Annotated in this window: 14 protein-coding genes and 1 tRNA gene; 7 read left to right on the forward strand and 8 right to left on the reverse strand. The window is 40.6% G+C overall.

Annotated elements, in window-relative coordinates:
* Positions 1-65 precede the first annotated feature (65 nt).
* Entirely contained in the window at positions 66-314 is a 249-nt protein-coding gene (locus tag H6G79_RS20520; RefSeq protein WP_190591441.1) for a hypothetical protein, read from the reverse strand.
* A gap of 35 nt (positions 315-349) precedes the next feature.
* On the reverse strand, positions 350-595 hold the full coding sequence (locus tag H6G79_RS20525; RefSeq protein ID WP_190591442.1) for an HNH endonuclease: 246 nt from the start codon (positions 593-595) through the stop codon (positions 350-352).
* Between the two features lie 219 nt (positions 596-814).
* Between H6G79_RS20525 and H6G79_RS20530 the strand changes: the two genes are divergently transcribed.
* Positions 815-1087 carry a GlsB/YeaQ/YmgE family stress response membrane protein gene (locus tag H6G79_RS20530; protein WP_190591443.1) on the forward strand — a complete coding sequence of 91 codons (273 nt, stop codon included), beginning with the start codon at positions 815-817 and terminating at the stop codon, positions 1085-1087.
* 213 nt (positions 1088-1300) lie between these two features.
* Here H6G79_RS20530 and H6G79_RS20535 read toward each other — a convergent pair whose 3' ends face one another.
* Entirely contained in the window at positions 1301-1483 is a 183-nt protein-coding gene (locus H6G79_RS20535) for a CsbD family protein (RefSeq protein WP_190591444.1), read from the reverse strand.
* A gap of 328 nt (positions 1484-1811) precedes the next feature.
* Here H6G79_RS20535 and H6G79_RS20540 point away from each other — a divergent pair, with 328 nt between their 5' ends.
* Positions 1812-2609: a hypothetical protein gene (locus H6G79_RS20540; protein ID WP_190591445.1), complete on the forward strand. Its 798-nt coding sequence runs from the start codon at positions 1812-1814 to the stop codon at positions 2607-2609.
* Between the two features lie 208 nt (positions 2610-2817).
* Here the strand turns inward: H6G79_RS20540 and sir are convergent, their stop codons facing one another.
* Together sir and H6G79_RS20550 are read right to left on the reverse strand one after the other, a co-directional pair.
* On the reverse strand, positions 2818-4776 hold the full coding sequence (sir, locus tag H6G79_RS20545) for a sulfite reductase, ferredoxin dependent (protein ID WP_190591446.1): 1959 nt from the start codon (positions 4774-4776) through the stop codon (positions 2818-2820).
* A gap of 540 nt (positions 4777-5316) precedes the next feature.
* Positions 5317-5853: an outer membrane beta-barrel protein gene (locus H6G79_RS20550; RefSeq protein WP_190591447.1), complete on the reverse strand. Its 537-nt coding sequence runs from the start codon at positions 5851-5853 to the stop codon at positions 5317-5319.
* Positions 5854-6187: 334 nt separating this feature from the next.
* Between H6G79_RS20550 and H6G79_RS20555 the strand changes: the two genes are divergently transcribed.
* The 3 genes from H6G79_RS20555 (at position 6188) to H6G79_RS20565 (ending at position 8290) form a co-directional block, all read left to right on the forward strand.
* Positions 6188-6376, forward strand: a complete 189-nt coding sequence (locus H6G79_RS20555; RefSeq protein ID WP_190591448.1) for a hypothetical protein — start codon at positions 6188-6190, stop codon at positions 6374-6376.
* Positions 6324-7268 carry an ADP-ribosylglycohydrolase family protein gene (locus H6G79_RS20560; RefSeq protein WP_190591449.1) on the forward strand — a complete coding sequence of 315 codons (945 nt, stop codon included), beginning with the start codon at positions 6324-6326 and terminating at the stop codon, positions 7266-7268. Before H6G79_RS20555 ends, H6G79_RS20560 begins: the two co-directional genes overlap by 53 nt.
* Positions 7269-7342: 74 nt before the next feature.
* Complete coding sequence (locus H6G79_RS20565; RefSeq protein ID WP_190591450.1) at positions 7343-8290, forward strand: ADP-ribosylglycohydrolase family protein; 948 nt, start codon at positions 7343-7345, stop codon at positions 8288-8290.
* Positions 8291-8347: 57 nt separating this feature from the next.
* Here the strand turns inward: H6G79_RS20565 and H6G79_RS20570 are convergent, their stop codons facing one another.
* From H6G79_RS20570 to H6G79_RS20580, 3 genes are all read right to left on the reverse strand, one after another.
* The gene (locus H6G79_RS20570) at positions 8348-9346 is read right to left on the reverse strand and encodes a transposase (protein ID WP_190591451.1); all 999 of its coding nucleotides are present in this window, start codon (positions 9344-9346) and stop codon (positions 8348-8350) included.
* Between the two features lie 14 nt (positions 9347-9360).
* The gene (locus tag H6G79_RS20575; protein ID WP_190591452.1) at positions 9361-10224 is read right to left on the reverse strand and encodes a hypothetical protein; all 864 of its coding nucleotides are present in this window, start codon (positions 10222-10224) and stop codon (positions 9361-9363) included.
* A 178-nt stretch (positions 10225-10402) separates the two neighbouring features.
* On the reverse strand, positions 10403-11062 hold the full coding sequence (locus H6G79_RS20580) for an Npun_F0813 family protein (protein ID WP_190591453.1): 660 nt from the start codon (positions 11060-11062) through the stop codon (positions 10403-10405).
* 335 nt (positions 11063-11397) lie between these two features.
* Here H6G79_RS20580 and H6G79_RS20585 point away from each other — a divergent pair.
* Together H6G79_RS20585 and H6G79_RS20590 are read left to right on the forward strand one after the other, a co-directional pair.
* Positions 11398-11470: transfer RNA gene (locus H6G79_RS20585), tRNA-Arg, on the forward strand.
* Between the two features lie 1164 nt (positions 11471-12634).
* Positions 12635-15100 carry a dynamin-like GTPase family protein gene (locus H6G79_RS20590; protein ID WP_190591454.1) on the forward strand — a complete coding sequence of 822 codons (2466 nt, stop codon included), beginning with the start codon at positions 12635-12637 and terminating at the stop codon, positions 15098-15100.
* Positions 15101-15297: the final 197 nt, after the last annotated feature.

Below are 15297 nucleotides of genomic sequence, written 5' to 3' on the forward strand. Positions count from 1 at the left end.
GACTTATTTCATCAGTCGGGTATCTTGTTTTTGAGGAGTAATTTACGGCTAATATAGTTTAGCTGTTAAACTTTGCCGTTGCGGCGATCGCAGTGATATGGATAAAGCCATTCACACCTGAATAACCCAAACGTGTGCTTTTCTAAAAATGTGCCAGCATGATAACTACCTGAGATGTTGATTCCCGCTTTTGTTTTAATTTCATACAGTTTAGGAAAGGCAGCCGCTAAAATAGCGATCGCAGCTAATAAATACAATGCCGGGGTTCTAAGTTTGCCAAATCTACGAGAATTGCTGTTGACTTTACGAGACATAAAAATTCAAAACTAACAGCCTATACTAGATTAGCTCAACTTTGAAAATGTCGCCGAAAACGCTGATCTGTTTTGTCAGATTTTTTGAGATTACAAGTCAAGCAAAGAGTGTGTAAATTGCTGATATCATTTTGACCCCCACGCGCCAAGGGAATGATATGGTCAATGGTCAAATTAGTTTCTAAATCAGTCTTACCACAGCTTTGACATTGATATTTATCACGTTGAAACACATATTGTCTAACTTCATTTGGTATGCGAATCCGGGGGGTTTTATTCATACATTATCCTCGTGAATCATCCGACGTATTTCCTCAACAAAAGTAGATTGGTAAGAACAATAACGCAACTCAAGCAAGAAAGCACAGATATTGGCTTAGTTTCCTTTGAGTAAAAATAGAGACATTACACTTATTTTGCCATAATACTTATTTCTTGAGATAGAAGGAAAAGCAAGTAGCTCTCAATAACATACGGGGAGAATCTTTGCAGAATTAATTATGAATATTATTGCTTGGATTATCTTAGGTTTGATTGCTGGAGCCATTGCTAAAGCTATTTATCCCGGCCGTCAAGGTGGTGGTATTTTGGCAACTATGGTTTTAGGAATCATCGGTGCTTTAATTGGCGGAACTCTGGTTACACTGTTAGAAACTGGCAGGTTCCAATTTACTGCGGCAACCCTGAGTATTCCGGGGGTAATTGTTGCCATTATTGGTGCAATTATCGCTATTTTCATCTGGAGTTTACTTACTAATCGCCCCAGTTATTAATTGAATCAAAAATTATGGTTAGGCTGATTTTGTCGTTACAATCAATCATAAATATCAAAAACTCCACTTTGAATCAAAGTGGAGTTTTTTGTATAAAAATGAAAGCAGAAAACTACAATTATTGCCTTAGTTTTATGACTGAAGATAGTATTGATGACTCAAAGCCTTGAATCTACTAACTTTCTCCTCAGCACTCAGAACTTTACTTTCTATTTAGTCTATAGCTTTTTTAAGTTCATCTTTGATGTTTTCTGTAGTGTGAATTACCTTCGCTGCCGCTTGTTTAGCTTTACCTTCAGCCTTATCTGCGGGATTACCTGTAACTTCACCAACTACTTCCTGTACTTTACCTTCAATATTTTTAGCAGTTGCTTCAATGCGATTTTCGATACTCATATTTTTTACCTTGACTATTTGTGAACTAAGGAAAAAATATCAGGATTTTCAGTTTTGATGTATCTATCAAGTGATATAACAATTAATTATTATTAATATCTTTAGATAGATAGATATACGAAAATAATTTACACAGGGTTGTCTGTTGAGAATGGGTATAAAGGTTTTGGCTCACCTACACTTTTATACTCCTGCGCCCTATGTCAAACTCTTCACTATGTAACTTCTGATAATGATGAATCTTAGAGGATTGGTTCTCAGCTTGGACTGACAGAAAGTCGCCGAGAGTGAAATACTAATCCTGCGGATGTCTTATAGCTCAAGGTAGATGAAACACCTAAAATCGCGATCGCAAGACCTGCGGAGTTTGTTTGAGAACAACATTACAATCGAGTATGTAGCAGAACCTCTGAAAGCTGTGTCCTCCCAAGCAGAGGTAGTAGAGGTATTGCAGTGGATGGAAGCACAGGATTTTGATGTGGTCGGTATTGAAACGGGAGATAATATCACTGGTTATATTGAACGCTCTTGTTTAATCCAAGCAAAATCGGGTAAATGCGGCGACTACCAACGGGTATTTCATTCCCAAGAACTTATAGCCATCTCCACGCCACTGATGAAGTTATTACCGATTTTGCGGCAAACTCCTCGCTTATTTGTCTTAGATTGCAATCAAGTTAGTGGAATTGTGACTTGTGGCGACTTACAAAAAGCACCAGTGCGAATGTTACTATTTGGCTTGGTGACATTGCTAGAAATGAACTTACTGCGACTGGTGCGGCTTTATTATCCCCAAGATTCTTGGCAAAAATTCCTCAAACCAGAACGGGTAGAAATTGCCAAACGCCTGTGGCGAGAAAGTCAAGAAAGAAACGAAGCCACAGATTTGTTAGATTATCTCCAGTTTTGTGACAAACGAGAATTAGTGTTAAATCAACCAGAATTACTTGAGCAATTAGAATTAAAGTCAAAACGTTTTGGTGAACGCTTCCTTAAATCTGCTGAACAATTACGCAACCGACTAGCACACGCGCAAAATTTAGTCACTGGTTCTTCTTGGAAAGATTTAATTTCTCTTGCAGAAGCGATGGAAAAGTTATTAATTCGTTGTGAAGAAATAGAGTAATTCTAAACTTCAGTTAATTGTTTAAAAAAACGAAAAATTAAGTTTTTAGAGCAGAGTGTAAGGGCAAAATCAAGTCAAAAATTAAAAATTCTATTACTTGTGAATTTTGACCTCTCCGTAGGGGTGTAGGTATTCAAAATACCTACACCCCATACCCCTTCACCCTTACACCCAATCTCCACAGACAATTTTGGTGCGTAAGTCCTAGTTACTTATCTATCTGCAAGTAAATTTTCAAGGCTTCATTGACGATTTCTGTCATTGATTTACCTTGACTGGTAGCAGTTTCCTTCAACTTGCTGTAAACCTCATCATAAAGGCTAATGCGGGGACGGGAGCGGCTGGGTGCAGCTTTCTTTTTAGCTGGTGCTGAAGTTTCTGCTGTGGTGACGGCAACAGTTTCCGGCTGATACTGTGCTGAAAATTCCCGAATAGCATCAAAACCAACCCGTGAGCAAAAATCACCAAAGCTTTCTTCTGCTTGGCGTGATTTCTTGAAGAAAACAAAAATCGGCTCTAAAAAGCTTTCAATGTCATTGTGGTGCAACTTTTCGACTATTGGTTGAGCTAATCTTGTTTGATGTGGTGAACCGCCCAACCAAACTTGATAAGATTCTGGCGCACTACCAACAAAACCTAATTCTGCCATGTAAGGACGAGCGCAACCATTAGGACAACCTGTCATTCTGATGACAAAATGCTCTTCTGGTAAACCAACTTTATCTAATAACGCCCGGACTCGTTCTAAAATTCCTGGTATTGCTCGTTCTGATTCGGTAATAGCCAAGCCGCAGGTAGGCAAAGCTGGACAAGCCATTGCATAGCGGAACAGTGGTTCAATTTTACCGGGGTCAGAGACAACACCGCAACGGTCGAGAATTTCTTGAATGGCTGCTTGATTTTTTGGGGCAATGTCGCAGAAAATCAGGTTTTGGTGGGGTGTTAAGCGGATAGGTAGGTGAAACTGTTCGACAATTTCCCGCAATGCGGTTTTGAGTTGCAACGAACCTTCATCTTTTACCCGCCCATTGTCGATGGAGATACCTAAAAATAACTTGCCATCGCCTTGTTCTTGCCAACCAAGGAAATCTTCATACTTAAATTCTGGCAGTGGTTTAAAGGGGGCGACTGATTTACCAAAATATTCCTCAACTTTGGCGCGGAATTTATCTACACCCCAATCATTGATTAAGTATTTTAAACGAGCATGGCGGCGGTCAGTGCGATCGCCATAATCTCTCTGAGTCGCCACAATTGCCTTGACAATTTCGTAAACATCTGCTTTATCTACATAGCAAATCGGGTCTGCTAACCTGGCAAATGTTTCTTCTTTATTGTGGGTTCTGCCTAAACCGCCACCAGCAAAGACATTAAATCCTTCTAGTTCGCCTTGAGCATTGGTAATAACTACCAAAGTCAAATCTTGGGAATATAAATCAATAGAATTATCCCCCGGTACTGTCACGCTAACTTTGAATTTGCGTGGCATGTAGTAAGTACCATACAGAGGTTCTTCACTGTCAGTAAAAGTTGTGCCGCTACCATTACTTTGCCGCGCTGCTTTCACCTCTGGATTTTCTTCTGCACTGATAGCTTTTTCGCCATCTAGCCAAATTTCGTAATATGCACCAGTTTGAGGAGACAGCAAGTCAGCAATATTTTGGGCATATTCCCAAGCATACTGATAATCAGCACGATTTTTGAAAGGTACTGGTGGAGCCATAACGTTGCGGTTAATATCTCCACAAGCGCCCAAAGTCGAACCTAGATTTTTAACAATAGTCGCAATGGCAGCCTTGAGATTTTTCTTTAAGATGCCATGCACTTGGAAACCTTGACGAGTGGTAGCCCTTAATGTGTAGTTGCCATATTCATCAGCCAGCTTATCTAAAGCCAAATATAATTGCGGCGGTACAAACCCCCCTGGGTTCTTTGTCCGCAGCATAAATTGGTAATCTTTCTCCTGCCCCTTGACGCGATTATCGCGGTTATCCTGCTGGTAGGAGCCATGAAACTTGAGGATTTGGATCGCGTCTTCACTAAAGTGAGTCGTATCCTCAAGGATCTGCGTTGCTACAGGTTCACGCAAAAAATTACTATTTTCTTTGATGCCTTCTACTTTTGAGGGCTTACGGTTGGCAAGTGGTGGAGGAGCAGATTTAACCATGAGAGTTGTATAGTATTCTCAATAAAGCAGGGATGAAACCCAAGACTAAGTTTTTGGCTCAGTGATTCCCGGTAATTCGGTCGGAAATATGAGGAATACGACAATTGTAACACGGCGAAAAGCCGGCTTTGTCGATAGTTTTACACTTAACAAAACCAGCATATAGAAGTAGGTGGTATAAATCAACTTTAAGTTTGTTGGTTTTCGCTGACTTTTACGGATAAAGTCTGATATTCCCTCAACCTGCAAAGTTCAACAACAACATTCACCATGTTGAACTGGAATTATCCCAACATCCTTAAGTATGAGTTGATAGCTAATAAATCTTTATTTTCTAACATTTGTAAATGTTAGAATTGCTCACCAAGATTACATCTATTGAAAAATTAACTTCTCACTTCCGAGAGAGTTATAGGATTCATATTTGATTTGGGAAAAAAATCAGTACACCCAGAGCAGGCTTCTTTCCTACTCCCTACGCCCCATTCCCTACTCTCTGCTTACACAACTAGATTCAGGAATCAAACCATATTCCTATAGTTATTTAAAACGATAGCCAATACCACCGTTGATGCTAACAGCAGAAGCCGGACTATCTTGATAAGCTCGTAGTCCAACTTTGGCATTTGTGTAAATCAAGAAATTATTTGCCACTTCTGATTCGACACCAGCACCCACCACCACAGCATCTCTATTACCTAAAGGACTGGGTGAACCATCTTTTTCAACAAAAGAATAACCACCAGTGACATAAGCATTAGTTCTATTAGCAATAGGCACGTCTACGGAAAGTTCTGGGATGATAGCACTCGTCTTATCACTCCAAAGCACATTACCCCGTGCAGAAACTGGAAGGCTGCCTAATTTGACTCTACCTGTGAGATTACCACCAACGTTAGCTGCATCGTTGTTGAGTCCGCCATTAGTCACGCCTGCTGCCACACCAGCACCAATGTAACTAGCATCAGTTCCTTTTTTATCTTGAGCCGCAGCTTGTCCTGCATTCATCATCAAAGGTGCAATAACTAAAGAAGACAATGCTGAAATTGCTACGAACGACCGAAGTAAACCTTTCATAATTTTGTTCAATTTTGTGATTTTTTACTGTTATTTACTAGGTCGTAAATTGTGTACGAAAGTTCCGAATAATTTTTAATCTCTAGAAAAAGGTTGTTACGATTGATGCCCAAAAGCTGATAGTAGATTTACTATTTTAGCTTGCATAAAATTTGCCAATATTCGCAGCAAGATTTATTTCAACCGGAACTTTTGCGAGTAGTCGCTTAAAAAACTGGCACAGAAACGAAAGAAAAGTTAATTTTTTCTTACATGACTGATGCAATCAAAATTGATAATTTTGTAATTTCTCCTAATGCCTAATAATTGCTTGTAGCAGTAATAGCAATAAGCTATGGCAGAAATATATAAAGTAAATTCAGCAGAATTCAGTACCCAGAGGCGATTATCAGGGTTGAGTGTGATTTATGGATATTGGGCTGCTTGTGTTCTGGCTGTGAAATTTTGGCAATTTTCGTGGAGATGGCATAATGCAAACCGCTACACAAACATTGTCTGGTTTGATGGGTTTATGTGTCGGTGATGCCTTGGGTGTGCCTGTGGAGTTTACAAGCCGCGCTGAACGTATGAAATTCCCTGTCACGAAGATGCTGGGTTACGGCACATGGCATCAACCGCCGGGAACTTGGTCTGATGATAGTTCCCTAACATTTTGCTTGGCAGAAAGCCTTTGTCGAGGGTATTCTTTGGATGCCATAGCTTTGTCTTTTTGGCGGTGGTATAAGCAAGCTTACTGGACTCCCAGAGGGGAAATATTTGGCATCGGACAAAGTACTCATGCGGCTATTATGCGAATTAATCAAGGGGTTCCACCTTTAGAGGCTGGGGGAACGAGCGAGATGAGTAATGGTAATGGTTCTTTGATGAGAACTTTACCGATGGCTTATTGCCATCAAACCTTAGATTTCCCGGAATTGATTTCGCGGGTGCATCAGGTGTCTTGTATTACCCATGCTCATGTGCGATCGCAAATGGCCTGCGGCATTTATACTAGTATCGCCATTGAACTGCTGCAAGGCGCTAATTTACCCACAGCTTACGCTCAAGGCTTAGAAAAAATTCAACCTATTTATTCTGCACCCCAATTTCTGGAAGAAATGCCCCATTTTGCTAGAGTATTCAGTGGTGACATTGCCAGCTTACCAATTGAAGAGATTAAATCTGGTGGCTATGTCATTGAAACCCTGGAAGCATCGTTATGGTGTTTATTAAATAGCTCATCCTATGCAGAAGCAGTGTTAAAAGCTGTAAATTTGGGCGGACATACAGATACAACTGCGGCTGTCACCGGTGGGTTAGCGGGAATTTACTATGGTATTGAGGGCATACCTCAACTTTGGGTAAATCAAGTTGCTCGCAAACAAGACATTGTGAATTTAGCGAAGCGTTTTACTGCTGCTGTTTACAGCCAATGATAGTACCCAGTAGTTAATAGGGACTTTTCAAAAGTAAAATTATTTATTGAAACGTTCCCCATACTTGTTGAATAATGCTAACCTCTGCAAAGGTTTTGTCTGGCTTAATGGGTTTATGTGTCGGTGATGCCTTGGGTGTGCCAGTAGAGTTTACCAGCCGCGCTGAACGTGTGAAATCTCCAGTTACATCAATGCTGGGCTATGGAACTTGGGATGTTCCCCCTGGCACTTGGTCAGATGATAGTTCACTGACGTTTTGTTTGGCAGACAGCCTTTGTGGGGGATTTTCTCTAGATACTATAGCGAGTTCCTTTTGGCGCTGGTACAACGAAGGTTACTGGACACCTCAAGGCGAAGTATTTGACATTGGTAACACCACATTTCTGGCAATTGTCAATTGGAAACAAGGAACTCCGCCCTTGAAAGCAGGGGGTACTAATGAAAATAGTAATGGCAATGGTTCTTTGATGAGGATTTTGCCGATTGCTTATTGCCATAAAGCCTTAGATTTCCCCGAATTGATTTCGCGGGTGCATCAAGTTTCTTGTATTACTCATGCTCATGTGCGATCGCAAATGGCATGTGGTATCTATATTAGTATTGCGGCGGAACTGCTAAAAGGAGCTAATCTTCAAGCTGCTTATCTACAAGGTTTAGATAAAATCCAATCCCTTTATTCTGCTGATGAATATCTTTTAGAAAAGCCTTATTTCGCTAGGGTATTAGGTGGTGAAATTGCCAAGCTACCAGTTGAAGAGATTAATTCTGGCGGCTATGTGATTGATACTTTGGAGGCATCTATATGGTGTTTGTTAAATAGCTCATCCTACGCTGAGGCAGTACTTAAGGCTGTAAATTTAGGTGGAGATACAGATACCACCGCAGCAGTTACTGGTGGGTTAGCTGGAATTTACTACGGTGTAGACAGTATCCCCCAGGAATGGATTAACCAAATTGCCCGTAAAGATGACATTGTTAGTCTAGCAACACGTTTTGCTGCTGCTGTTTATTCTGGTAATTGAGAAGGGGACAGGCAATAGTTTAGAAGCAGTTTTCTTTACCTGGTTCCCCTTCCTAACTTATTGAACCGTAGACAAAGAGTAGACTTGACCATCAATTAACAGGCGGGTGATGCCTTTAGCTTGGAGGTGAGTCCGTGCCTTGTGTAGCATTCTACTATCAGGAACTTTAATCACGCGATCGCGCTTTGTCGAGAAACGTTTGGCTACGCGATGGTTATCAAATATCGGCAAAGTGCGCTGCTGAGTTTCCAGAGTTGGAATTTGCCCTAAATCACCAAAATCCTTGAGTGGTCTGGTAATTAGCTCGGCGGAACGGTCAATTACCAAATAACAAGTTCTCGGTAAATTCGCCGCCGACAATGGTAAAACTTGGACTGGTGCTTCACCTAACCTGCGTCTTGTAACTAACGGTCTTGGCTCATCAAAGTAATCGTCATCCTCCTCGTAATCATCATCATCTAAATCGTCATCATCTAAATCATCGTCTAGATCATCTAAATCTTCAGACTCATCGAGCAGTTCTTCGCCCAGAATATCGGCAAAAGCCACAACTTTGGGACGTTCCTCATCCAGTATTGGGCTAGGAATGCTGGCAATTTCTGGTGGTGGTTCTGGCGCAATGTCGGCTTTTTTCACCAATTTTGGCTTTGGTTTTTCTGTAGTTGCCGAGGAACGCCGCCGCACTCTTCTAATACCAGAATTTGAGTCTTCATCATCTTCTGGTTCTAATGCTGCTTCAATGACTGGCTCTTGTGACTTGAGCTTGGGCAATTCTATAGGCTTGCTTTCGCTCTGAGGAGGTTCAATTTCTGGCTCTTTTGGTACCAGCAAAGGCAACTGCTCATAATTTACCTGCGCCCTACCTTCAGGAGTCCGAGCCGCGCGTTTCAACGAAACTAAGTATTCGTACTCATCCTCTGGTAAGGTACTTTTGAGCAGACGACTGATGGTTGAGTTGCTCACGTCATAACGTTCTGCTAAAGTCGAGGTCGTTTCAGCAGTTTCTCGATATAACTTAAGAATTTCTTGTTTATCTGATTCTGTTAGTTTTCTCACGGTAGACACCAAATCTAAGTTCGTTTACGTCCACGCTCCCGGCGAGTCCGGCTCAATGATGCGTCATGTTCTAGGACTGCGCCCATACCAAATAACACTCCACTAAATACCCAAAACACTTCTAATATGTCTCCACTTTGATAATTATCCCCTTGAGCGAATTTAAACCACATATCTGCAATGTAAAGCGAAAATGCGGCCGCTGCAATCATTCGCCAAGATTGAGCTACTCGTCCACCCCAAAAAGCTAAGAGTAAGGTTGTCGCAATAATCAGCAACAATACATCGCTCACGATGTAAAACCAATTCAAAATTGTGGCTAGTAGTCCTGTTGGTATTTCTGTTGTTGTTTTTGGTTGCATTGAAATCCACCATGCCACCAAACTACCAAACACTCCTATGGCAGCGACAATCAGCCATTGCCATTTTTCGAGATTAATGCGTCTTGATGCCACAGCTAAAATCATGCCTACGCCCAGGGAAATATAAGTCAATACAAAAAATACATCGCCAATGGATACATCCGGTTCTTTTTTTAAAACTATTTCTGTATAGCCAAAAAATATCCCTCCCAGGAAATAAGAAAGCATACCAATGGCAATTGCCAACCACACATTTCGACTACTGACGATTTGGGGGCTACGCCAATTCCTTAAGCATAAAATACCAGCACCCAAGTAAGCTAACGCTTCAAAAATATTTGTGCCAATTACATACCACTCGGCACGACTTTCTTCGCCGTTGGCTCCTGGAATTTTAGCACTAAATAGCAAAAAATATAATAGTGCCGCTACCGCCCAGGTAATTCCGGCCAAGATAATATTACGATTACTGAATATAGATTTAGAACGCAGAGAATTGTTGTAAGAGCTACTCATAGGGATTGACTATGTATATGCACGCTGGAAGGTTGGAAGTTTGAAGTCTGAAGGATAAAGTGAGAATTTATGGGTATGTGCCTTGGTTGCTATGGAAGCAGAAAAGCTTTTTTTGCAATAATTCAGGGTATAAGTGAGTTTTTCAGGCTTCATACTTCATAATTCATGCTTTTGCTGGCTATTGCCAGAGTTTATTGAGGGAAGATTGGTTGAGCCAGGAAATAAATAGCGATCGCTCGCCTTCTGCCATATCCTGTAACCTATCGGCTACTTTATTGGCAAAGTTGGCATTACCAAAATAAGTTTTCCCTAGCTTGTGCAGTTCCTGTAAAAACGTAGTTACATGATTTTCTTGCCAAGCTGGAAGTTTGGTATCTTCTAAGGGATCTATGGTGACTAAATGCTTAACAGATTCGGGGGAAGAAGCTTCAGGAAATTTCTGCTGTCGAAAAACTTCCCCCATATCTTTTTCAAATAATGTTAATTGACGAGCGCCTAAAAACTCTTCAATGTCTAGATGTACCGCTTGTAATAGCAAGATACTAGCTTGAATCAGTATGTCTGTCTTACCATGACCACCAGTATCACTATCTAGCTGTTCTAAGCGGATTTTACCCCAGATGCTAAAACGATCTGGCTCTTCTAGTAAGACACAAGCTTTACCGCGATTATCTGTCAAATCTCTCCACAAGGCGCGAGCTTCTTCTTCTTGATTAGCTTTAAACAAACTAATCAACCGAAAGGTTTGCCCCTGATAATGGAGGATCGGCACTTGCTGATCCCTTTTTGGGTGCTGAATGCTTGATATTTCAACATCCTGCCGTTTGAGAATAAACATGGCACGCTAAAATCACTCCTCACAGGGGCTTTGTGGATATGCGATCTATAATCTGATTTAGTAACATCGCCAAGAGTGCGATTACTTAGTAAGTGTTTCAGGTCAGTGGCGCGATCGCTCTTTAGCCACCCTAGTGTAAGCTACCCAAAGGATATCTCCACTAAAATGCAAATAACTCGCCTTGACCACTCAATATAGCTAATCAATAACTGATTTGCTTTGTTCGACTAGCATCTTAGCCTTGCTATCGCAAATCTGCAATTTTTGATTGCTTCTTAGGGGCAATAACGATATAATTGTATTGATGGCTCTCATAAAAGCCACTATTTTGTCTTGGGCGCGTAGCTCAGTGGATAGAGCAATTGCCTTCTAAGCAATCGGCCGCAGGTTCGAGCCCTGCCGCGCTCGTTTAAATTTAAATACCAAATGTTAAGTTAAGTTATTACTCAGAGTTAAAATTACTGGGGTATTTCCGCTTCAGTGTCAAAAGCTGATGTTGATTTCACCAACAAAAACTGCTACGAATTATCCCAAGATGCTCTTTCTTTCATCTCTCTTTAGGTAGAGTTTATTCATAGCTCAAAGTGAAGGTAGTGAAGTACCTACAGCGACCTTCGGTACACTGTAGGCTTCCTGTCTCGCTTGCCACTGCTCTGTTAGGAACATTGTTAAACAATGTGCGTTACCAAAAACGCTCCGAGTCTTATGTAGCATCTCTGGGGTTCCCCCCTTTATCTGGTCAACCCTTCGACTACGCTCAGGGCGAGAGCCAGAACCCAGGTAGCCGCCCGCCTCCCGCAGGCAGTTTAATTGTTAATCCGAGAATCTACATGGAGTGTGCCTATGCGTTCCAGTGGCAAATTCCCTTCCCCCTTACTCACGCTAGTTACCTCCGCAAGCGTCGTACCGCTACTTCGTTTTGTTTACAGCCGTGTGGGCGGGTCAATGACCACCTATATATTATCATATATGTATCCATAACAGTGATACATCGTGAAGGAAAAATCTATCAGAATTAGGCTTTCTCAGAGAAGATACGACAAGCTTAAATCTTATGCAGAATCTAGAGAAAAAACAGTTACTCAGTTAGTTGAGGACTGGATTGATAGAATGCCAAGTATCAAGATTGGCGACTCCTCCTCGACCCCACTCCCTAATCAACCTAGCGGTTGATAATGGTCGGAGGTCAACTCGTCGTCGCCCAAAAATTCATCTCATCGCCTCCCGTTCCGGGTAGGCGAGAGGCTTCTTTTTGATCAAGCTAAATTTAGAGAGTTGATACATTCATTTAAAATATCAAACAAAATTATTTAGGAAAACAGAGTACAGAGGTCAGGATAGAACTCATATCAGTAATTGAGGTAAGGCTACTTTCCTACTCTATAAATACACAAGTAAATTAGGAAATTAACCAGGATTTCTCTATTTAGGATTCATCTCTGGTTACCATCGCTGCGACTTCTTAAATTAGTCGGGAGATGATTTGTCCAGTGACTTATATGCAAGTAGATTTACTGAGGTTTTACAGATTTAATCATTATTAATATATATGTAATCTTCAGGGTATTAAAAATGACTAGCCTGCCGATTCAATGTGCAAATTTAAAAGAGCAAGTTGAATTAATCTTACAACTTTTCCAGCAAGAACCTGCTTTACGTTCTCAGGATATCACACCTGTACAAACTTCTTTAGGCAAGGCTATTTCTCCGAAGTTTGAAATTGTGTTTGCGGGTGCGTTTAGTGCAGGTAAATCTATGCTAATTAATGCCCTCCTGGAAAGAGAATTACTGTATAGTGCAGAAGGTCACGCCACAGGGACAGAATGCAAAATTGAATATGCAGAACTAGATAAAGAAAGAGTCGTACTAACTTTTTTAAGTGAATCGGAAATTAGAGAACAAGCCAGTTATTTATGTCAGCAAATAGGATTTACAACCGCAGTAAATATCAATCAAGCTGAAGTAATTAATTTGCTCAATCAAGGCTGTGACTTAATTCTACAACAGGAAGGTGGCGAAAGTCGTTCGGAACGTGCAAAACAAGCTAAGGCATTAATTTTATTGTTAGCAGGTTATGAAGCGAACCGTGAGCATATTCATACAGTTAATAATGCGACTTATTCAATGGAAACATTTAATTTTTCCAATTTAAAAGAAGCTGCTGGATATGCAAGACGCGGAAGTAATAGTGCTGTTTTAAAGCGAATTGAATATTATTGCAATCATCCTTTGCTGGAAGATGGCAACGTTATTATTGATACACCAGGAATTGATGCTCCTGTAGAAAAGGATGCACAGTTAACTTACGCTAAAATTCAACATCCCGATACTTCAGCAGTGGTATGCGTGCTGAAACCTGCATCGGCTGGTGACATGACAAAAGAAGAAACGCTGCTTTTAGAAACAATGCGGGGAAATAGCGGAATCCGCGATCGCGTCTTTTATGTCTTCAACCGCATCGACGAAACTTGGTACAATACCCAATTAAGGCAGCGATTGGATGATTTAATTAGCAGTCAGTTTCGTGATACCAGCAGAGTTTATAAAACCAGTGGTTTACTTGGTTTTTATGGCAGTCAGATTAAACAGACAAGTATACAGAACAGGTTTGGTTTAGATTCTATCTTTGCGGAAAGTGTAAAAGGCTTGAATGGAGAAGAAGAAACACCACAGTTTGTCTACGCATTTAATAACTATTGTGTGACTTCTGGTAAGCTTTCCTACACTAATTTTCGCATTTCTCTGAATGGATTTGAAACTCCCAATCAAAATTATTCGCGGATTTTAGCTGAACAAGGTATACCTTTAATTAATCAGCTAATTCTCGATAGTGGTATTGAAGAATTTCGCACAGCTATTACCCGCTATCTCACAGAAGAAAAGCGTCCGATGCTGTTTCAAAATCTGGCTGATGATTTGGAAGGTATTTGTATTAAACTGAAAAAAACTTATCAGTCAGTTTACCGAGATTTAGACAGTCAACCAAGAGAAATTGAGGCGATGAAGTCGCAGGAATTACAGCGACTCAACCAACAACTCCAGGAAATTGGCAAAGATTTTAATCAACATATTATCGCAGAAATCAACCAAGTCATTAATAATGGTTCTGAAATCTTTGAAGCTGATTTCCGTCAATTACAATCACGGATGATTCGGCGTTTAGATGAATTGCTAGATACCTTTTCTGTGGCTGAAGCTTATCGCCGTGCAACTCTGAGTCATTTACGGAATGCAACTGCGCCATTGCTGGCGATTTTAGTCGAGGCATTTTATTATTTATCCAATCAGTTGGAAGATATTTTAGTTAATTCCTCTGAACAATTAGTTGCTAATTTCTTTCAACGCTTAATTGAGACAATTCGCAAAACCGAATATTATCGTCAGTTATATCGTTTATTGGGGAATGATGGTGGGATTGAACAAAACATCAAAGCCATCGAAAAACAGGTAACATTAGCTTTAGTAAGTGCTGCTAGTGTAGAATGCGATCGCTTCGTGCGCGAAAGTCCGAGATTTTATGATGAAGGCACTTTTTCTATCTATCAATTTCGTCAAACTTTGCAGCAAACATCCCAAAGTTATGACTGTGAAAGTATGATTGAAGCTGAACCAGCAATTCGGCAATTGTTAAAGTTAGATTTTGAACCAAAAGTTTCCTATACCATTCGGACATCTTTCCGCCAAACTATCAATCAAATTCTAAAAACCCAATTGTTACCAATGGCGGAACAACAAGCCGATGATATTCTCCAACAATACCCCCAAGCGCGTGTTTATTTAGAACAGACTTTACAACACGAAGCCGAAGAGAAAATTTTGCAGAATCGCCGCTTGCTAAGTGCTGTGGAACAAAAAATAGAAAGTTATAACACAGCAGTATCGGGAATGAATAGTTGTTTACAAGCAATGCAGTTATATGACTATTTATTGCCAGTAATTAATCTAAATGAATTGGACGCTGTGGAAAAGATTGCTGCAAGTAATGGTGTAATAATTTCTGATGGTTTGTTGGATGGGATGGTGCAAATTCAAGATTGATTAACCACAGATGAAAGTAGGGTAAGACCAATTTAATATGAAGACGCATATAAAAATCAATTACCCCCCTTAATCCCCCCTTGGAAAGGCAGGACTGTTTCATTCTAAAAAGGAAAAAAGTAATTTAATATCATGGGCGCAATGCCGTATTGCTCTGGTGAGGGAATCAAAACCATTGTGACGCAAGAGGTTAATCA

Source organism: Anabaena sp. FACHB-83 (assembly GCF_014697485.1).
Classification (GTDB): Bacteria; Cyanobacteriota; Cyanobacteriia; order Cyanobacteriales; family Nostocaceae; genus Nostoc_B.

Excerpts from the sequence above, each read along its gene's own strand:
- H6G79_RS20520 (WP_190591441.1), bottom strand. The coding sequence starts at position 314 with ATGTCTCGTAAAGTCAACAGCAATTCTCGTAGATTTGGCAAACTTAGA.
- H6G79_RS20525 (WP_190591442.1), bottom strand. The coding sequence starts at position 595 with ATGAATAAAACCCCCCGGATTCGCATACCAAATGAAGTTAGACAATAT.
- H6G79_RS20530 (WP_190591443.1), top strand. The coding sequence starts at position 815 with ATGAATATTATTGCTTGGATTATCTTAGGTTTGATTGCTGGAGCCATT.
- H6G79_RS20535 (WP_190591444.1), bottom strand. The coding sequence starts at position 1,483 with ATGAGTATCGAAAATCGCATTGAAGCAACTGCTAAAAATATTGAAGGT.
- H6G79_RS20540 (WP_190591445.1), top strand. The coding sequence starts at position 1,812 with ATGAAACACCTAAAATCGCGATCGCAAGACCTGCGGAGTTTGTTTGAG.
- sir (WP_190591446.1), bottom strand. The coding sequence starts at position 4,776 with ATGGTTAAATCTGCTCCTCCACCACTTGCCAACCGTAAGCCCTCAAAA.
- H6G79_RS20550 (WP_190591447.1), bottom strand. The coding sequence starts at position 5,853 with ATGAAAGGTTTACTTCGGTCGTTCGTAGCAATTTCAGCATTGTCTTCT.
- H6G79_RS20555 (WP_190591448.1), top strand. The coding sequence starts at position 6,188 with ATGGCAGAAATATATAAAGTAAATTCAGCAGAATTCAGTACCCAGAGG.
- H6G79_RS20560 (WP_190591449.1), top strand. The coding sequence starts at position 6,324 with ATGCAAACCGCTACACAAACATTGTCTGGTTTGATGGGTTTATGTGTC.
- H6G79_RS20565 (WP_190591450.1), top strand. The coding sequence starts at position 7,343 with ATGCTAACCTCTGCAAAGGTTTTGTCTGGCTTAATGGGTTTATGTGTC.
- H6G79_RS20575 (WP_190591452.1), bottom strand. The coding sequence starts at position 10,224 with ATGAGTAGCTCTTACAACAATTCTCTGCGTTCTAAATCTATATTCAGT.
- H6G79_RS20580 (WP_190591453.1), bottom strand. The coding sequence starts at position 11,062 with ATGTTTATTCTCAAACGGCAGGATGTTGAAATATCAAGCATTCAGCAC.
- H6G79_RS20590 (WP_190591454.1), top strand. The coding sequence starts at position 12,635 with ATGACTAGCCTGCCGATTCAATGTGCAAATTTAAAAGAGCAAGTTGAA.